This window comes from Hominimerdicola alba 8 (assembly GCF_000178155.2).
GTDB lineage: Bacteria > Bacillota > Clostridia > Oscillospirales > Ruminococcaceae > Hominimerdicola > Hominimerdicola alba_C.
Window position 1 is genome coordinate 57,759 of sequence record NZ_ADKM02000123.1, and the last position, 19,384, is coordinate 77,142.

16 protein-coding genes are annotated in these 19,384 nt (G+C 35.2%); 14 read left to right on the forward strand and 2 right to left on the reverse strand.

Annotated features, from left to right (window positions below; all coding sequences use genetic code 11):
- Positions 1-24: 24 nt before the first annotated feature.
- The 13 genes from CUS_RS15470 to CUS_RS15525 all read left to right on the forward strand — a co-directional run bounded on the left by CUS_RS15470 (position 25) and on the right by CUS_RS15525 (position 17,739).
- Positions 25-834, forward strand: coding sequence for a DDE-type integrase/transposase/recombinase (locus CUS_RS15470; RefSeq protein WP_002852511.1), 810 nt, complete (start codon positions 25-27; stop codon positions 832-834).
- A 411-nt stretch (positions 835-1,245) separates the two neighbouring features.
- Positions 1,246-2,970, forward strand: a complete 1,725-nt coding sequence (locus tag CUS_RS15475; RefSeq protein ID WP_002852427.1) for a phosphoadenosine phosphosulfate reductase family protein — start codon at positions 1,246-1,248, stop codon at positions 2,968-2,970.
- 5 nt (positions 2,971-2,975) lie between these two features.
- The gene (locus tag CUS_RS15480; RefSeq protein WP_002852558.1) at positions 2,976-3,863 is read left to right on the forward strand and encodes a DUF4007 family protein; all 888 of its coding nucleotides are present in this window, start codon (positions 2,976-2,978) and stop codon (positions 3,861-3,863) included.
- Positions 3,864-3,880: 17 nt separating this feature from the next.
- Positions 3,881-7,462, forward strand: coding sequence for a hypothetical protein (locus tag CUS_RS15485; protein WP_002852550.1), 3,582 nt, complete (start codon positions 3,881-3,883; stop codon positions 7,460-7,462).
- Positions 7,463-7,480: 18 nt separating this feature from the next.
- Positions 7,481-8,629, forward strand: a complete 1,149-nt coding sequence (locus CUS_RS15490) for an aminotransferase class V-fold PLP-dependent enzyme (protein ID WP_002852496.1) — start codon at positions 7,481-7,483, stop codon at positions 8,627-8,629.
- A gap of 15 nt (positions 8,630-8,644) precedes the next feature.
- On the forward strand, positions 8,645-10,846 hold the full coding sequence (locus CUS_RS15495; protein WP_002852564.1) for a DEAD/DEAH box helicase family protein: 2,202 nt from the start codon (positions 8,645-8,647) through the stop codon (positions 10,844-10,846).
- Entirely contained in the window at positions 10,839-11,012 is a 174-nt protein-coding gene (locus tag CUS_RS19930; protein ID WP_002852377.1) for a hypothetical protein, read from the forward strand. The genes CUS_RS15495 and CUS_RS19930 overlap by 8 nt, the downstream gene beginning before the upstream one ends.
- Entirely contained in the window at positions 10,994-13,024 is a 2,031-nt protein-coding gene (locus CUS_RS15500; RefSeq protein WP_002852521.1) for an AAA family ATPase, read from the forward strand. Before CUS_RS19930 ends, CUS_RS15500 begins: the two co-directional genes overlap by 19 nt.
- Positions 13,017-13,529 carry a hypothetical protein gene (locus CUS_RS15505; protein WP_002852571.1) on the forward strand — a complete coding sequence of 171 codons (513 nt, stop codon included), beginning with the start codon at positions 13,017-13,019 and terminating at the stop codon, positions 13,527-13,529. The genes CUS_RS15500 and CUS_RS15505 overlap by 8 nt, the downstream gene beginning before the upstream one ends.
- Positions 13,530-13,578: 49 nt before the next feature.
- Positions 13,579-14,088 carry a hypothetical protein gene (locus tag CUS_RS15510; protein WP_037277703.1) on the forward strand — a complete coding sequence of 170 codons (510 nt, stop codon included), beginning with the start codon at positions 13,579-13,581 and terminating at the stop codon, positions 14,086-14,088.
- A 199-nt stretch (positions 14,089-14,287) separates the two neighbouring features.
- Positions 14,288-15,307, forward strand: a complete 1,020-nt coding sequence (locus tag CUS_RS15515) for a DUF262 domain-containing protein (RefSeq protein ID WP_002852400.1) — start codon at positions 14,288-14,290, stop codon at positions 15,305-15,307.
- 1 nt (position 15,308) lies between these two features.
- Complete coding sequence (locus CUS_RS15520; protein WP_002852386.1) at positions 15,309-16,163, forward strand: protein kinase domain-containing protein; 855 nt, start codon at positions 15,309-15,311, stop codon at positions 16,161-16,163.
- Positions 16,156-17,739 (forward strand): hypothetical protein, encoded by a 1,584-nt coding sequence (locus tag CUS_RS15525; RefSeq protein ID WP_002852453.1) that lies wholly within the window; start codon positions 16,156-16,158, stop codon positions 17,737-17,739. Before CUS_RS15520 ends, CUS_RS15525 begins: the two co-directional genes overlap by 8 nt.
- A gap of 144 nt (positions 17,740-17,883) precedes the next feature.
- Here CUS_RS15525 and CUS_RS15530 read toward each other — a convergent pair whose 3' ends face one another.
- Together CUS_RS15530 and CUS_RS15535 are read right to left on the reverse strand one after the other, a co-directional pair.
- Positions 17,884-18,213: a single-stranded DNA-binding protein gene (locus tag CUS_RS15530; protein WP_002852566.1), complete on the reverse strand. Its 330-nt coding sequence runs from the start codon at positions 18,211-18,213 to the stop codon at positions 17,884-17,886.
- A 12-nt stretch (positions 18,214-18,225) separates the two neighbouring features.
- Positions 18,226-18,435, reverse strand: coding sequence for a hypothetical protein (locus CUS_RS15535; protein ID WP_002852500.1), 210 nt, complete (start codon positions 18,433-18,435; stop codon positions 18,226-18,228).
- A 213-nt stretch (positions 18,436-18,648) separates the two neighbouring features.
- Here CUS_RS15535 and CUS_RS15540 point away from each other — a divergent pair, with 213 nt between their 5' ends.
- Positions 18,649-19,323: a hypothetical protein gene (locus tag CUS_RS15540; protein WP_002852398.1), complete on the forward strand. Its 675-nt coding sequence runs from the start codon at positions 18,649-18,651 to the stop codon at positions 19,321-19,323.
- The last annotated feature ends 61 nt before the right edge of the window (positions 19,324-19,384 follow it).

A 19,384-nucleotide genomic window follows, 5' to 3' on the forward strand; every position in this document is an offset into this window, starting at 1 on the left:
ATATCATGAAAAGAGAGTTGTTCCATGAATAGTATAGCACAAGAAGCACGGTTTCGTCAACGGGTAGTGAAATATTTTTACAAACACGGAGCTACAGAAGCTTCGATACGTTTTAAAGTCTGCCGTCAATCGGTGTATAATTGGGCGGCGAGGTATGATGGAACGTGGAAAAGTCTGACGGAGCGAAGCCACAGACCTCATCATCACCCAAAAGAGCATACACAAGCTGAAAAAGAGATGATTCTGCGCCGCTATTCGTACTACAAGAATGATATGATAGTGCTTTGGGATAGTCTGCGCAAATACGGCTATGCACGCAGCTACGGCAGTATGCTGAGGGTGATAAAGAAGTGGGTGAACCCTGAGCTCAAAAAGCGCACAGCCCGCAAGCCCAAGCCTTATGCAAGGGCGTGGTATCCCGGTCAGAAGGTGCAGGTCGATGTGAAATATGTACCGTCCGAATGCGTGGACAATGGGGTGAAATACTACCAATATACGGCGGTCGACGAGTGTACAAGGTTCTGTTTCAGGGAGATGTACGACGAGCATAACACCTTCAGCTCGGAGGACTTCATCAAGAAGCTGCTGAAAGCATTCCCGTTCCCGATCAGGGAGATACAGACCGACAATGGAACGGAATTCACGGCGGCGCTTCTGACGAAGGATAATCAGCATAAGACGCTGTTTGAGGCGATTTTAGAGAGCAATGACATCATCTACCACCGCATAAGGGTGACAACACCGAGGCGCAACGGCAAGGTGGAGAGGCAGCACCGTGAGGACGGCAAACGGTTTTACAGCAAGCTGCGTATGTACAGCTTGGAGGACGGCTGAAAACAGATTGCTGCATACAATAAGCGCTCGAACAGTATACCAAAGGTCTGCCTGAAGTTCAAGTCGCCGAACGAAATGCTTGAAAATCACCTGTCTGTAATGTGGTGAGCCGCAAATTTCCCTCTCTCCGTCGCCTACGGCTCCTCCAAGAGGGAAATTTGCAATTATTTGACTAACATCTTATTTTTTTGAGGGAGAGTGTCCAAGATCATTGACAACTGCACACAAAAATATAACTGAAATCATGCAAATCTCTTGATTTTTTGTCAAAAATGTGATATTATAAAAGGTGTAACTATGTGCAAGTAGACTAATTCCCGTTGTAGTTTACGTTGTTTCGTTTTAGTAATTATAATTGATATTAACTTATGATATATAGTAATCTATTTGGCTTTAAAAGGGAGGGATATTATGTGGTGTAGAAACTGTAATCACGAAACAAATGGGGCAAAGTGTGAATTGTGTGGAAATGAAACAGAACCCGTAATCCCTACCGAGGAGTTTTGGTGCGACCATTGCAACATACCTATTATTAAGGAAGTTAACGATAGTAAGACAAAAAAATGCCCATTATGTCAAAGTGATATAAACTATCTTTCAGCAGATATTCGTCCTGTTTTTCCAGAAGAAAGACTTCTTGTTGAAATATTATTGGATGAACCAATGAAATACCACAATCAATCTGTGTGGGCAAATAATAACCGCTATTATTTTAACGGCAAATCTAAAGTGATAACTACAAAGTATTATAAAAAGTATGATCCTGAGTATATTATTTCTGAACTAGAAAAATATAAAAAATTAAACACATATGAGTATTTCGACTGCTTTATTTCGAATTTTACTAAAGCAAATGCTCAAAGAAACTATTATATAATAGATGAAGCACATAGATTCATTCGTGAAGAAGCTTCTCACTACCCTACTGAAAGCGTAGTTGTTTCTTTTTCAGGCGGTAAGGATTCAACTGTAACAGCTGATCTTGCTGTCAAAGCTCTTAGTGAGCCGAGTTTAGTACATATTTTCGGCAATACAACGCTTGAATTTCCGACAACACTTGATTATGCTGAAAGATTTAGGGCAGATAATCCCAAAACTATTTTCAGAATTGCTTTAAATCGTGAACAGGATTTCATGAAAGTATGCGAAGATATTGGTCCACCTGCAAGAATGATGCGTTGGTGCTGTTCGATGTTTAAAACTGGACCGATAACAAGAATTCTTAATCGTTATTATAGAGATAAAAACATACTCACTTTTTATGGCATACGTCGTTGTGAATCTGTTAGTAGAAGTAAGTATAACCGTGTAGAGGATAATGCTGAATCTGTTAAGATACAAAAGCAGAAGGTTGCTTCACCTATTTTTTATTGGTCAGACGTTGAAATTTGGTTGTACATATTAAGTGAGAAAATTGACTTCAACTACGCTTATAGACTCGGATATGATAGAGTAGGGTGTTGGTGTTGTCCTAATAATAATGATAGAGCTCAGTTCTTAACATCAATTTATATGCCAGAGCGGTATGCTCAATGGAGAAGTTTTCTAATTGAGTTTGCTAAAAAGATTGGAAAACCAGATGCAGAAGTTTACGTTGATTCAGGAAAATGGAAAGCTCGACAAGGCGGTAACGGCGTTAAGGCTGCTGAAGATGTTAAGATCAAATATACCAATTGCACCGCTGAAGATAATGCCAAAATATATAAACTTGTCAGACCTATGGATGATGAATTCCTTAATATGCTAACTCCGTTCGGAAGAGTATCAAAAGAGTTAGGGAGGAAACTATTGAACGAAGTAATTGTTCTTGATATGAAAACAAATACGCCTATAATTTCTGTTCAACCATTTAATCAAGAAGATTATGAGTATTCAGTAAAAGTCAAGACCATGAATGTAGCAAAGCATGATGACCTTCAAAGAATGATCGGTTATCAAGTTAGGAAATTTAATGCGTGTCGTAAATGCTTAAAATGTGAATCGCTGTGTAGGTTTGGTGCTATTTCAATTACAGGCGGAAGTTATCATATAAATGAAGAAAAATGTAAACGGTGCAAAATGTGTGTTACTGCTAAATATCTTGATGGCGGATGCTTAATGGATAAATACCTTAAAACTAAAGAAAACAAGGGATAGATATTATGAAATTTAGAGGTCATGAAACTTTTTCAATAAGAAAAGGTTGGTTAAATAAAGGAATAAAGAATATCGAAAAATGCCCGGGAGTATTCCTCGGGGATGCTGGTAATCCTATGGATGTTCTTGGAATTGGTGCAAACATGGTAAAATCACTTCGATACTGGATGTTAGCCACCGGAATAGCAAGTGAGCCTTTATCAGGTCATAGAGTACAGACGTTGACTGAACTTGGGAAGACTATCTATGACAATGACCCCTATTTTGAAGAATCAGGATCTTTATGTCTCATTCATTATGAATTAGCTTGTAATGAAGAAATTGCAACATCTTGGTTTGTTTTTCATAATGCTTTTGATTGTATTGAGTTTTCGGAGGATGACTTTCAGATAAGCATTAGGAAGTATGTAAGAATGAACCCTGAAAGAAATATTCCGGGTGAACGTTCCATCTCAGATGACTTTAAATGTTTAATCAACACTTACAATCATAAGCAAATTAAAGCCGTTATTGATCCAGAAGATAATATAGAAAGTCCGCTTACTGAACTTGGACTTATTGAATATCTGTATAACAAGAATAACGAACGTATATACAAAAAGGTAATGATCAAAGAAGAGGTTCTTCCTGATCTTATTTCTCTTGCTATAATAATAAAGAATTCTAATGGAAATAGAGAACTGAAGATTGCTTCATTGATAAAAGATGATAAGTGCCTTGGAAAGGCTTTTAACCTTGATATGATAAGGATCATTAATATTCTGTACAGACTTGAAAAAGCAGGATATGTTAAGGTTATTCGTACAGCGGGTCTTGATGTCGTAGAGATAACTACTGAAATGAGTTATACAGACTGCATAAAGCTGTACTATGAGAAATTAAATCAGATTTAAGTCAGGTGTGAACAGAAATGATAAGTGATTATATTAGGGTTTCTAAAGGATTTCAATCCTCTATTAACATAGAATACGACTTTAATGATCAGAAGAAAATAGATGGCTTTATTCCAACAAATGCTTGTTTAGATATAATCGACAATATATTCGATTCCGTTAAGGAAACAGCAAGTTCTAAAGCCAAGATCCTCACCGGAGCATACGGTAGAGGAAAGTCTCTTTGTGTGCTCATTGCTTTGAGTTTGCTTTTTAATGCTGATAAAAATTTGTTTAGCAGACTTCTTCCTAAAATTAAAAGGTGCAATTCTGAGCTTCATAAAAAAATAGATAACTATCTTTCATCAAACAAAAGATTGCTTCCTGTTATTATAAATGGCAACAGTGGCAAAATGTCGCAGGCATTTCTTAGTGCGTTACAGAGAGCATTGAATGTTTATAACTTTAACGATATTATGCCAGAGACCTATTTTGATTCGGCAATCAGAACAATTAATATGTGGAAAGATGAATATCCTGAAACATACACACGCTTCACCGAAAAAATAGGTATGAATGCAGAGGTGTTTATTAATAGGTTATCTGAAAATGACGCAGAAGCCTATAATACTTTTACAACACTGCATCCGCAGCTCACCTCTGGTAGTGTATTTAATCCTTTTGTAGATAGCAGTATCATAGATATTTATGATAAGGTAAATGCTGAATTGAAAAAAAGAGGATTTGCCGGTATCTTTGTGGTGTATGATGAATTTGGCAAATACCTTGAATCGAATATTACTACAGCTTCAGAAAGCGAAACTAAAATGCTTCAGGATTTCGCTGAAAAGTGTTGCCGTGAGTCGTCACAGCAGCTTCATCTCATGCTGATTTGTCATAAAGACATTTCAAACTATATAGATATGAATCTTTCACAAGATAAAGTTGATGGATGGAGAGGTATATCGGGCCGCTTTGAGCACATTAATCTTACAAACAATTTCTCTCAAATGTATGAAATAATTTCACATACAATAAAGCATAAAAAAGGATGGAACGTATTCAGAGAGAACAACGCTGCTGTTTTTGATGATTTATACAAAGCATATGATGATAATTCTCTTATCAAGGGGAAGCAGGAACTGGTAATTGATGGCTGTTATCCATTACATCCTGTTACTACTTTCATTCTTCCTCGCTTGTCTGAAAGAGTAGCTCAGAATGAACGTACCTTGTTTACTTTCTTATCGTCAAGTCAGAAGAATACACTTAGTCAGTTTATTAATAGATCTGATAAAGAAGTTCCGTTTATAACTCCTGATTATCTTTATGACTATTTTGAAGATGAATTTCGTAAAGAGCTTACGACATCTGAAATATACAAGGTGTATTCGTTGTCTTCAAGGATATTAAGAAGTTTTAAATCAGATACACTTGAAGCAAAAATTATAAAAACAATAGCAGTTATTCACTTTATACAGCAGTTTGAGCGCTTAACGCCCACTACTGATGTTATATGTACGATATTTGCTATTGATTACGATTCAAAGCAAGTTACCGATTGTATAAAAGAGCTTATCTCAGAGCAGTATATTCTTTACAGAAAAAGCAGTAATGGATTCCTTTGCCTTAAAGAAACCAGCGGAATCAACATTAATGATGAGATTGAAAAGCGTATCGCTTCTATAAGAAGAAACAAGAATAATCAAGAAATAATAAGTGAATGCGTTGGAGAAAGGTATTATTACCCTACTGCATATAATGATGATAACTGTATAACACGATATTTTAAAGTTAAATTTGTTGATATAGAGACATATATTGCAGATATTAAAGAACAAGTGCCGAGTGAAACCACTGGCATAATATATGCTGTTTTTCCAACTGATAATATTGAATTTAATGAGTTCAGTTCCGAAGTTCAAAAATATCTGTCTGAGAATCAAAGACATATTACAATCATTCCTTCAGCTCAAATATCCGTTACCAAAATAATAATCAGATACTTGGCAATCAGTGAGCTTAGAAGTGAAGCAGTTGGTGATCATATACTGTATGATGAATATACGCTTTATTTAGATGATCATAGTGATATTGTTTCTGATTTTATTAATTCCTATTTATCTCCGGAATTGCATAGAGCCACATATTATTATAAAGGAAAAGCATTGGCGATAAGCAGAAAATCACAGTTAAGTTCTTTGCTTTCCCAAATTTGTAACGAAATATATACCAGAACTCCAATAATTAACAACGAATCACTTAACAAAGATAGATTATCAGGAGTTGCGGTAAATAGCAGGACAAAGATAATAACAGCTTTGCTTGAAAATGATAGAATTGAAGAAAACCTTGGTCTGAAAGGTACTGGACAAGATGTTTCTTTCATGAGAAGTGCCTTGCTTCAAACCGGCATCTTAAAAAAGAACGATATTGAATACTATCTGGATTTAGCACCAGAAGATGTTAATCTTAGATATGTATTGAATACTATATCAGAATTTTTTACAAGTACAATTTCAGGTGAAAAGACGTTTTCTGAACTATACTATGATCTTACAGCACCAGAAAACAATATTGGATTAAAGAAAGGTGTTATTCCAATTTTTATAGGAATAGTTCTCCATTCTGTAAAAAGAGACCTTATATTTAAAATGAATGGCGAAGAAATTCGTCTTACAGCTGATCTGCTAAATGCTATAAACGATAAACCATATCTTTACTCTGTACAAATGGAAGATTGGGATGATAATAAAACGCAATATCTTGCTCAATTAAAAAATCTATTTGCTGATCATGTTGAAGAAAATGAAATGGCATCAAACAGCTTTGTATTTATCTTGAATGGAATAAACAGATGGTACCTTACGCTTCCTAAATGTGCAAGAGATATGCAGAGCTACTATTCTAATGGAAGAAAAATACCAAAAATCGCTTTTGCATTTTCTAAGTCATTGAAAAGACCTATTATTAATTCAAGAGATTATTTACTGGTAGAAATGCCTGCTATTTTCGGTAAAGAAATAAGTTCAGAACTCGCTAAGAAAATAAAGGAAACTAAGTCTATTTTTGATGAAGGAAAAGCAGATCTTACTAAATATGTGATAACAACAATAAAAAATACTTTCGGAAATAATGAGACGGCTTCATTACAGTCTACATTAAATGAATGGTATGAAAAATTAGATGAAACTACAATACAACATCTTTTTGACAATAATGAAAACTCAATACTTAATCTTATAGAATCTGTTAATAGCGATGAAAAAACATTTGCCGAACGAATAGGAAAAGCTTTGACTGGATTGAAGCTTAACGATTGGAATAACAGTACTGCTGCTGAGTTTCAGAATAGTCTGCAAACTTTCAAAGAGACTATTGAGCGATATAATACAGAGGAACATGATTACAGCAATAGCTCTGCAAGCAGATTTAAGATGACTTTCGTCGGTGAAGATGGCAAGGAGATCGAGCGCAGTTTTGATAAGGTAGAATATAGTTCTAGAGCTAATCTTCTTTATGAAGATATCACAGCTGCTATTGATGAGATGGGACAGTCTATTTCCGAAAACGAAAAGAGACAGATACTAATCGATATATTGAAAAAAATGTGCTTATAGTAAACAGGAAGTGAGTTAATGGATCGTATAGCATATTTTGACAACGCAGCGACAACATTTCCAAAGCCTGAGTGTGTATACCAGGCTTTGGATGAGTTTGCCAGAAGTTGCGGTGTCAGTTTGGGAAGAGGACAACACAAGTTATCATCAAAAGCAAGTTATATTGCAGATGAAACTCGAGAGCTTCTTTTAAGCCTTTTCCATTGTACTAACAAAAAAGTTGTATTTACTAATACAGCAACAGAAGCAATAAACATAATATTAAAAGGTATAAAGATCCCAGTAAATGCTAATGTTTACATTACTCCGTTTGAACATAATGCAGTTACAAGAACGCTTCATTATCTCAACAAGTTTACATCGTTCAATATAATAGAACTGAGTGCTAATAAAACAACATACGAATTACAAATTGAAGATATTGATAGACAGTTTAAAGATAAAAAACCGTTCTGTGTTATTGCAAGCCATGTCAGCAATGTCTTTGGAGCGATATGTTCTATTGAAAAACTTTTTTTAACTTCAAAAAAATACGGCGCAATTAACATTGCTGATTTATGTCAAAGCTCAGGATTAATAGATCTTAATCTGAGCAGTACTATATTTGATTATGCTGTTTTTGCCGGCCATAAAACTTTATACGGTCCGCTTGGAATTTCAGGATTTATCACTGATTTTCCCAATGACCTTGAACCGATTATCATAGGGGGGACCGGAATAGAATCCGCTAATCAGGATATGCCTTCTGAAATACCAATACGCTATGAAGCTGGAAGTCATAATACAACTGCAATTGCCGGATTGCACGCTTCAGTAGAATGGATACTAAAAACTGGAGTTAATGTAATCTATAAACAAGAGATGCGTAATCATAAACGGCTAATAGATATTCTCGGCTCTTATGAAAATATTACAGTTTATAATCCTAAACTCTCGGTGGGAGTAGTTTCATGTTCATTTGATAATTATGCTCCTGATGAGATCGGACAAGTATTAAGTAATATGAATATAGCTTTTAGAAGCGGATTACACTGTGCTCCCCTTGCACATAAATTTAATGGAACATTTCCAAGTGGAACAGTAAGATTTAGTGTTGGTTACTTTAACACTGATGAAGATTTCGATATGCTTGATGATGCCCTATCTTATATAGAAGAAAATAGCTGAATTGAGGTGTAAAAAATGCCATTAAGTGAACTTAAAATAGAAACAGAATATCGTTCATTACTCACGGATATATCAGGTGAATTCTTAATTCCAGCATTACGTGAAGCAGTTCAGTATGATCGTGCAGTGGGCTTTTTTTCATCAACTATTCTTTCAAATACTTCATACGGGATAGAAGGGCTCGTGAAGAATGGTGGAAAAATTCGCCTAGTTGCGTCACCATATCTGACTGATGATGACATAGCAGCGATAAAAGCTGGATACAAACAGCGTGATGATGTAATAAAATCAGTTCTGCACAAAGAGATGAAAGAACCTGAAAATGAGTTCGAGCAGGAAAGACTAAACTTACTTGCTAATCTTATCAAAGATGGTTTCCTGGATATAAAAATTGCTTTTTGTGATAATGATAGTCAGGTTGGAATGTATCATGAAAAACTTGGATTAATAACAGATTCTTGTGGAAATACGATTGCTTTTTCTGGCTCTATGAATGAAACGAATACAGCAATAAACGTAAACTATGAAGCAATCGATGTTTTTCGTTCTTGGACAAATGAATTTGAAAACGAGCGTGTAAATAAAAAGAGAAATGCTTTTACCGCCATTTGGAATGATTCAGAACCAGGTATCGAAGTTATTTCTTTCCCGGAATTAAATGAAGTAATAATCGAAAAATACAAAAAGAGCGATATAGATTATAATACATTTGAAACAGTATTTCCTCCAGTACCAACGATTCTTAAAAAGCGCAAGACTCATTCGGAATTACCTTGCAGACCTGATAAGCCACCTTTTTATGATTATCAAGAAGAAGCAATCGATACATGGGCTTCTCATGGCTTTCAAGGCATATTCGATATGGCAACAGGTACTGGAAAAACAATAACAGCTCTTGGATCAATCGTTAGGATTAGTGATGAATTTCACGGGAAACTCGCTGTAATAATTGTATGCCCATATCAACATCTTGTTGAACAGTGGGTCGAAGATCTTGAAAAATTCAATATAAGTCCCATCATAGGATATAGTGAATCGACTCAGAAGAACTGGAAAAACAGACTTGAATCAGCTATAAGGAATCAAAAGCTAAGTGTTCGTGGCAAGGACTTCTTTTGTTTTATTTGTACAAATGCCACCTATTCCTCGGAGTACGTTCAAAACACCATTTCTAAAATAAGAGGGAAATGTTTATTTGTTGTTGATGAAGCACATAATTTCGGTGCAAGATACTTGAGCGAGCTGTTGAATGAAAATTTTCAGTATCGCCTTGCATTATCTGCAACGCTCGATCGATATGGAGATCCTACAGGCACAAAGAAGTTGTATGATTACTTTGGAGATAAATGCATATCATACGATCTCGGAAGAGCCATTAAGGAGAAGAAACTTACAAGGTATAAGTATTATCCCATTATCGTTAGCCTTAATGACGATGAACTTAATAAGTACTCAAACATATCAAAATCAATGCAAAAGTGCCTTGTAAAAGCTAAAGATGGCACATATAAGCTAAACGAAAAAGGCAAGAAACTTGCCATGGCTCGCTCAAGAATTGTAGCTGCTTCCGAAAGCAAACTGCAGGCATTGCTTAAGGAAATCGGACCATATAAAGATAAGTATAATATTCTCGTCTATTGTGGTTCGGCTTCACTTCCAGATTATACACGAGACAAACTTGAAGTGTATGAAGAAGAAACTCGTCAAATAGACGCAGTTACTGATATGCTTGGCAATAAATTGGGAATGAAAGTATCACAGTTTACTTCTAAGGAAAACGTTGAAAAACGTGAACTTCTTAAAAGTGAATTTGCAAGCGGTGACAATCTTCAGGCATTAATTGCAATAAAGTGTTTGGATGAAGGTGTTAATATACCAAGTATAAAAACGGCTTTTATTCTTGCAAGTACTACAAATCCAAAAGAATACATTCAAAGGCGTGGACGTGTTCTACGTCTGGCTGAAGGTAAAGAATATGCTGAAATTTACGATTTTATCACCCTTCCTATGCCTCTTGGTTCATCGATATATATGACTGATGAAAGCAAGAATTTAACAATTACTATGGTCAAAAACGAGCTTGCACGTGCATTTGAATTTTCAAGACTTGCTGACAATTATGTGGAAAGCAATGCAATGCTTGATGATATCAGAGAAGAATATGGTATAGAAGAAGAGGATTACTCATTTGTAGAGGAGTTCGATTATTATGAATGATACGGGATATAACACTTTAGATGAGAAAAAGATAAAAACGATAGTTTATCGTATAATAACATCAGAGGCAAAGAATAACAAGTCTAAGGAATTGTCTGACAGTCAAATGGCAGATAAGATCATTAAGATCATACAGGAGGAAGTAGAATGTATTTCAAGCAAATAACACTACAGAATTTCAGACAGTTCAAAGAAAAAACGACTGTAACTTTTTCAACTGATCATGTAAAGAATGTAACTATCATTATGGGCGATAATGGTACAGGCAAAACTTCATTTGCTCAAGCATTTACATGGTGCCTGTATGGAAGAACAGATTTTAAGGATCAGGATATTTTCTCAAAATCAAAGAAGGCAGAAATGACAAATACTGATACAGCAGAAACATTTGTTGAATTAGTATTTGTTCACGGAGATATTGAGTATACCCTGAAGCGTTCTTTAGTTTATAAAAAGGATCTACTCGGTGACATTATTAAGCCTCGTTCCTCAGAGTGTGTTCTTACATATAAAAAAGAAGATGGTCAGACTGAGACTATTAAATCAGAGAATAAACTAAATAAAACTATTGATGGCATCCTTCCCAGAGAGCTTTCAAGATATTTTCTTTTTGACGGTGAACGTGTTGAAAAAATGAGCGCTGAAATACAATCTGGTAAAAGTGATGAATTTGCAGAAGCAGTTCGACGGATCCTCGGACTTGATAGTTATCTCAATGCGCTTATTCATATAAAGAGCGACCCAAAGAAAGATAAAGGCAGGATGAGAAGCGATACTGTCCTTGGTAAGTATAATAAACAGTATTCCGATTCAGGAAATGAAAGTGTATCAAGGTTGACCGAAGAGATATCTGCTTTGGAAATTGAGATGCAGGGATTGAACAATCGTAAAGATGAGCTGGAAGCAGCTAAACCAATTATTCAGCAAGAATATGATAAACTTACTGAGCAAATCGTAAAAAACAAAGAAGGCGAAGAAATTGCCAAAAAGAAAGCAGAGGCAGAAAGAAAAATAGAACGACTCAGTCAAATTGTTGATAATTCTGCAAAGGACATTTTCTCGCATTTGAGTAAAGATGGAGTAAATTATTTTTCTCAGCATCTAATCGCAAGGGCAATAAAAATGCTTGCTGAAACAGATGCGGTCGATAAAGGCGTTCCGTCTATTGACGATAAAACAATAGACTACATTTTCAAGCATCATAGATGTATCTGTGGTACAGAAATAAAGGACGGTTCACCCGAAGAAAAAGAGCTGAATCTCCTGCTCAACTACATTCCGCCAAAATCTTTGGGTAATATGATCGGTTCATATATAACGGAAGGAAGAGCAAGAATTACTGGAACATCTGACCTTTATGAGTATGTTGCTAACAAGCTGCGTAGTGATACGGAAAATATTGAAACGATAGATGATTTAAGGTTAGATATTGAAAACTATGATGCGCAGTTAGATAATGTTAAGGATATTGAACAGCTCCGATTAAAGCAGCGTACTATTAAAATAAAGCAAGATAACGATGAGCAGGAAATCAGGGAAATCATTACTCGGATCAATGAAATTGAAAGTGAAATCAAGATCAAAGATTCCAGAAGAAAAGAGCTTTCTTTACAGGATGAAACAAACAAAAAAATAGCTATATACCGTTCGTATGCTGAGGCTGCATATGATTACATAGAAAAGGAATATTCATCCTATGAAAAAGGCGTTCGTGAATATCTTGAAGAGTGTATCAACAGGATATTCTTAAACATATACTCGGAAGGTCTATCGCTTAATATAGACTCCAAGTACAATGTTAAGATAATGGTAAACGATGTACAAAACCTTCAGGATGAAGTGGAAACCTCAACTTCTCAGAGTATATCTGTTGTTTTTGCTTTTATCACCGGAGTTATTGAAACTGCAAAAAAATATGAGCAAGATAAGAAAGAGAAGAAGCTCACAACTGAGCCTTATCCCCTTGTTATGGATGCTCCATTATCTGCATTTGATAAAAAACGAATTAAAACAGTATGTGATACTATTCCTGAGATTTGTGAACAGGTCATCATATTTATAAAAGATACAGATGGCGAAATTGCTCACGAACATCTTTCCGGAAAAATAGGAAGCAGCTATTTATTCAGGAAGGTCACATCTGTTGAAACTGAAATCAAGGAGGCATTTGATGTTTGATAAACAGTTTAATTTTAAGGGCAGACACGCTGCAAGAGCAAGAGCGTTATCTTCATCCTACAATGAAGCTGGTGATCAGATTTTCGCAAGAAGTTATGATGTCTACCTTGTAGCACCAATTATAGGCTTCTCATACCAGCGAGCTGAACCTCTTGACAGATCTTCTGATGAGGAAAGAGCTGTATTTGGTGATATTCTTATGAAAAACAACGCTGATATTATGTTCGTGTTTAGAACTATAATGTTACTGGATGAAAAAAATCAGCCAGATGTTTCAGAGAGAATTAAAAAAGCTTTGGGAAACAACTTTTCTAAAGAAGATGAAGAGTTATTTTATAGTTATATGCGTGGCGGAGTAGATATTCTTTATGAAAAGATAATTGATAACGCAACTCTTCCTTCTGATTTTGTGACTAATCTGTATGATTTCCTTGATGAAATTAATGCAAGAGAGGGTTCAGTTGATGTGGATGCTATAAAAGAATATTGCAGCAAGTTTGAATAATTGATACACCAAAAGCTGACAAGAATAGTATGAGATCGTAGGAGGGAACATGGATAATTATGATAAAATAATTGAAAAGATAGTAGCTTTCAAGGAAGCGAATAACAGCATTTCTGATTCCGATATTTCTAAAATACTAATCGAAGAATCCGTTCCATTGATCCTCGTTGATGATATTCTTGAAGCTATTGAATTGCGATTATCAAACAATTCGGACAACGGAGCGGTTAATCCCACCAAGACGCAAAAGCACGACAATAGAATAGCTGATAGAGTTAAACAGTATAATTCTCAGCAACTAGAACTTGCTAATATGCCGGGAAACATGGTGAAAGATTGCTTTATTTCCGATTTAAGCAAAGCAAGGATACAAACTACATATATGCCTGTTACTGTATTAGCATTTTTAAGAACAGCAAACGAAAATGGTATAGCTGATCTTGATTCTATTGTCGACTATTTTATAAAGTTTTACATTAAAAGAAAAGAAGACGGGCTAGAAGTTGAGCGTAGCGACAGCATATTTGCTAAATCAACACCCACTCAAAAAGGATGTTAAAACGTTGATTCTTTTTAATCCATTGGGCAGATCATGTTTGATCAAATACTTTATTGTTGATAAGGATAGCGGAACGATTTCTATGCTACCAAATCTATGGACTTCATTAAGCATCTCAGACGCTGTGAAGATACGGATAATTGCTGATTCTACAATACAAGAATATTATAGAAAACTAAAAAAATAAGGAGAAATATATATGAAATGGGAATCTTATTCACATCCGATATCAGATATTAGAGATTGGGATAGCAATCACAGATTAGAATTACAACCTGATTTTCAACGAAATGTTGTATGGACAAGAGCTGCTCAAATTATGTTAATTGATACTATTCTTAAAGGAATACCTATTCCCAAAATTTATATTAAGTCAATCATGAAGGGTGAAAATACCTACAGGGTTGTAATTGATGGTCAACAGCGATTAACGGCTATTTTAAATTTTGTTAATGATAAATTAAAATTGAAATCACCATATGTCGGAGAATACTCGGGACTAAAATTCTCCGAATTAGATGCAGAAACTAAAAATGCTGTTTTAAGATACAAAATTGATATTAACGAAATCTTTAATCCAACTGATGAAGAAATTCGTGATTTGTATTCAAGAGTTAACAAGTATACTGTTCAGCTAAACAAACAAGAACTTAGAAAAGCCGATTTCCCAGGAGATTTTATTAAATTGGCTGAAAAACTATCAGAGTTAGACTTTTTTGAAACTTCAAGAATTTTTACTCCGAAGCAAAGAAGACGAATGCTGGATGTTGAATATATTGAAGAATTGCTAACTATTTTACTTGAAGGTATTCAAGATAAAAAAGAATATCTTGATAGCGTATGCGAAAAATATGTTATTATGGAGAATAAGGCAGATATATATGATGAATTTGTAAATATATTAGACGATATAAATATTATTTTTGACTCAGAAATAATGCCAATAAGTAAAACTAGATTCAAGCAAAAGTCGGATTTTTATTCGTTATTTGCATGTATATTTGAATTGAAAAAAACACAAAAAATAGATTTATCATCAGTCGAATTTGTAAGAGAAAGATTACAAAAAATGGATGAACTAATTGGACCTCAAGCAGAGGAAGATGAATATCGTGATTATGCAACGCACTGCCTGAGCGATGCTAATTCCCTTAGTAGTAGGATTTGGCGAATAGATTTTATTAGAGAGCGATTAAAAACTTGCTATAAGGTGAACTAATATGGAATTATATAATAAAAGAAAGCAATTGTTATATCGAATCGATGATAACATAATTTCGAATAGTGATAATGAATATGAAATTATAGAAGAAATTGGAGGCGGTGGGAATGGAACTGTTTTCAGTTGCATCGATTTTGCTGGAAATGAATATGCTGTTAAGTTTCTGCTTAATCATTCAAAAAAAGGTGAAAAACGTTTTGAGCAAGAAATAAACTTGATGAAATTGGTTAATCATCCTCATTTAATAAAGTATATTGATGATGGTACAGTGGACTGCTATATTCCTAAAACAAAAGAAAACCTTGATTTAAAATTTGTAATAATGCCAAAAGCTGAAGGTAATCTACTAGATTATATTAAAGATCATGATAATATACCTTACAATGAATATGCATCTCAGTTTCGTGGTTTATGTGGAGCATTATCTGAATTACATAAATATGCAATACATCGAGATATTAAGCCTGAAAATATCTTGATAAGAGGAGCTACGTGGGTTCTGTCGGATTTTGGATTATGTGAGTTTATTGCGCCAGAATTACATAATGATATCACTGGAATCAATGAAAAAATAGGACCTCAATTTTGGATGAGTCCTGAAGCAGTAAATAGCCATTATTTTGGATCGGATGAGATAAACAAATGTTCAGATGTATTCCAGTTATGTTCTGTATTTACTTTCATTTTAAATCGAAGATATCCGGGGGGAATAATTAGTTCTGATGATATTAATACTACTGAACCTATAAAAGCTTTAATCATGTCTTCTTTGTCTAATAATCCACAACTTCGTCCTTCGGATGGAAGCGAGTTATATGAAAAATTTATGGAGGCAACAGCATACTATGGATGATTCATATAGTTTTAAGAATATAAAAGAACTTGCCAAACATATCGAGGAACTTACAGGACTTGATTGCTATAGTGACGATATTGAAACAAATGAATTCAATTTTGGCGATTTCGGTGAGTTGGGTATTACTATAGAGGAAAACAATAGAATATCTATTTTCAGATCATTTGGATACTATGACTTTCCTCAAGATGAACAAGACAAAGAAAGCCAAGAATGTGACGACTTATCATACGCACAGGAAAGTGCATTCTATTTTTTCCTAAAAAGTAATCAGGATAAGTTTACAGTATCTCGGTGGGATGATGGAGGATATATGTGCCCTGGATATGTTTCTCGTATAGGCTTTTATGATATTGCCTATTCAGATGAAGCAATATCCTTTTTCTTGAAAAAGCTGTATGATTTTAGGAATAGTATTAATGAAGAAAGAATTAACGAGTTGCGCAAGTATATAGTAAAATCATATTATCAATTATTTCATGATTATGATATTATGGATGTTGATCACTCAGGTTTCACGATTCATTTTAATAACATATCAAATGTTGAAGAAGTTAAAGTTGACAAAAAATATGAAGGAAAAGAATATTATCTTCTTCAAGCTGGTTGCGATAATTATGCAATTCATAAACAATGCATTCAATGGTTTTTAGACGCTGTTAAATATAGCGAATTGGGAGATCATCTTGGCTACACCATCTCAAATGGTGTGTTATATGTTAAGAGTAACTCGATGACACTAACCTTGCCATGTTATAAAGATGAGGGAATGTACTATAAACTAGAAGAATTCTATCTACTGAACACCTGTTCTGGATTAGTTCCATTTTCAAGTGATGAATTTCAAAATGCATTTGTGGATTTTTATAGAAAAATCAATTCTCTTTCTGCTGCTATACTTATTATAACAGAAGGGTGTACAGATTGGATCCATTTAAAGAGGCACTGGGAATTGATAAAGGATGAATATACTGAATTAGATTTTGCATTTCTTGAATATAATAATAAAACAAATATGGGCAGTTCAGTTCTATTAGAAATGTGCCGTTCATTTTCAAAAGTCAATCATGATAAAAAATTTGTCTTTATTTTTGACAGGGACGAACCGAAGATTATAAAACAAATCATCGAAGATGATAAAACATATAAATACTGGGGAAACAACGTTTATTCAATGGCAATTCCTATTCCTGACCATAGAAACCCAGATGATGCAATATGTATTGAGCATTTATACTTGGATTCAGAAATAAAAAAAGAATACATATGTGAAGACGGAGTAGCTAGAAGGGTATATTTAGGAAATGAGTTTGATGAATATGGCAGAAATCTAGGAGATCAAAAAATATGTACTAAATGTAGAATTTGTGGTTCAAACAGCCTAAAAATAATCGATGGTTCATCAGACGCAAGAGTTGTATCATCAACATCATCTAGTACAACCAATTACGCTCTTAGTAAATTTGATTTTGCAGATAAAGTTATTATTGATAAAAAATCTAAATCATATCTAGCGTTTAAAAAAGTGTTTGATATTATATATGATATTGATAAAATAAAGTTGACGCTTTAATTTATCAATTATTTTGGTACAGCACAAGGCTCCCAGAATTACTCTAAGAGCCTTGTTTCATTCTTATGGATAACGGAACGGATACCGTATCTAAAAGCTACAGTGAGCCGTTTCCGTTCGGCTTAGAGCCTACCGCCTACACCGTTAAAAAAGCTGTCCTGAATCAACATCGACCTTAACTGCAAACCTGTTTTGAAAGTGCAGTTCCTCAACGATGATAACAGCGGTATTATCAGGAGCTTTCCTGAGCGAACCAACAAAGGTTATCTGTCCGCCCTTTGAGTAAAGGAAACTAACCGATTTAGCATTTTCGTCAAAGGCGAGGCAGGTGAATATATCTGTCTCGACCGTATCAACACCATTTCGTTTTGGCTGATCTACGGCGATACTGAATTTGCAGTAGCTGTAATCCTCCTCAGTTACAACGTTCAGATCGGTAGTGATACGTCCTGTCATCATGATTTTGTTCAACATAGTCTGCTCCTTTCAGTCTTCGTCCGAACACTCGTCAAGCCCGTGCAGGAGCTGTATGTATACGCACTCTGCTCGGTCGCGTTCCTCACCGTCGGTGGACATCATAAGTTCAAGAAAATACGCTTGTGCGTCTTCACGGTCGTTCCAGACTTCTTTTCTACCGTTGCAGAAAGTCGTGACCTTGCGTGATTTAGGCATTGCCAATTCAGGTGTTTTCAACATAATCGTTACCTCCAAAAGTTTTATTGTGACTCCATTATATCCGATAAAACTACCTGAGTCCAGCAATGTGGAATGATTGTAATAATTCTTGTGAAATGCGCAGCAAAAAGTGGATTTCCCTCGGTGCAATGCGCTGTAATGGCGATTGACTTTTTCACCGCTATGTGATATGATACTATAAACTACAGCACATTGAGTGTGAGGTGAAATGTTATGGGACAATATTACTGCTGGGTGAATGTCGATAAGAAAGAATACTTATGCCCTGATGATTTTGATCTTGGAAACAAACTCCATGAGTCAATGAGTGCAGACAATGCTTTGCTTCGTGCACTGTGGGAACTCCTCTCGGATGAGTGGAAAGGCGACCGTCTGGTATTCCTCGGAGACGAATGCCACGCTCTTGATGAAGTGTCAAATGAGGTGCTTGATATTCTGGTGAAACATCAGGCGGAAAGCGGAATTTCAGGCTACTTGTTCGACAATGTTTATGAAACATATCGGAATGTAAGTGGTCTTTTCAAGTCAGCGGAAGAATCTGTCCGTGATGAAATAGCTTTTTATCTCAATGTTGTGAGATCAGATCCTCCGATCAGCCCAAATGTTTATGGTGTAGATATCAACGATCCATACAGAGGTTTATTTCTCAGAAACGGCAAATCGTTCAAGTATATCATCAACCACATGAAGAAGGTATGCTATTCGCATGAAGGAACAAAGATCTTTCTGAGCGATAATGGTGAATTAGATCATGCAGATCCGCTTCCTGTTCTTATGGCATACGGCGGCAGAAGATGTGATGTCGGAGAATGGCTCGGAGATATAATTGATGTGAGTGATACGCTGCCAGAAGACTGTAAACTGTTAACTGAGATCCATATTGATTGATAGCGCAGGAAATCGGGCGCTCTGACAGCTATCAGCAAGCGGTTTAATGGGACAGTATTTC

Coding starts and splice junctions, on each gene's coding strand:
- CUS_RS15510 (WP_037277703.1), top strand. CDS start 13,579: ATGGATAATTATGATAAAATAATTGAAAAGATAGTAGCTTTCAAGGAA.
- CUS_RS15480 (WP_002852558.1), top strand. CDS start 2,976: ATGAAATTTAGAGGTCATGAAACTTTTTCAATAAGAAAAGGTTGGTTA.
- CUS_RS15515 (WP_002852400.1), top strand. CDS start 14,288: ATGAAATGGGAATCTTATTCACATCCGATATCAGATATTAGAGATTGG.
- CUS_RS15485 (WP_002852550.1), top strand. CDS start 3,881: ATGATAAGTGATTATATTAGGGTTTCTAAAGGATTTCAATCCTCTATT.
- CUS_RS19930 (WP_002852377.1), top strand. CDS start 10,839: ATGAATGATACGGGATATAACACTTTAGATGAGAAAAAGATAAAAACG.
- CUS_RS15535 (WP_002852500.1), bottom strand. CDS start 18,435: ATGTTGAAAACACCTGAATTGGCAATGCCTAAATCACGCAAGGTCACG.
- CUS_RS15530 (WP_002852566.1), bottom strand. CDS start 18,213: ATGTTGAACAAAATCATGATGACAGGACGTATCACTACCGATCTGAAC.
- CUS_RS15495 (WP_002852564.1), top strand. CDS start 8,645: ATGCCATTAAGTGAACTTAAAATAGAAACAGAATATCGTTCATTACTC.
- CUS_RS15520 (WP_002852386.1), top strand. CDS start 15,309: ATGGAATTATATAATAAAAGAAAGCAATTGTTATATCGAATCGATGAT.
- CUS_RS15525 (WP_002852453.1), top strand. CDS start 16,156: ATGGATGATTCATATAGTTTTAAGAATATAAAAGAACTTGCCAAACAT.
- CUS_RS15500 (WP_002852521.1), top strand. CDS start 10,994: ATGTATTTCAAGCAAATAACACTACAGAATTTCAGACAGTTCAAAGAA.
- CUS_RS15540 (WP_002852398.1), top strand. CDS start 18,649: ATGGGACAATATTACTGCTGGGTGAATGTCGATAAGAAAGAATACTTA.
- CUS_RS15505 (WP_002852571.1), top strand. CDS start 13,017: ATGTTTGATAAACAGTTTAATTTTAAGGGCAGACACGCTGCAAGAGCA.
- CUS_RS15475 (WP_002852427.1), top strand. CDS start 1,246: ATGTGGTGTAGAAACTGTAATCACGAAACAAATGGGGCAAAGTGTGAA.
- CUS_RS15490 (WP_002852496.1), top strand. CDS start 7,481: ATGGATCGTATAGCATATTTTGACAACGCAGCGACAACATTTCCAAAG.
- CUS_RS15470 (WP_002852511.1), top strand. CDS start 25: ATGAATAGTATAGCACAAGAAGCACGGTTTCGTCAACGGGTAGTGAAA.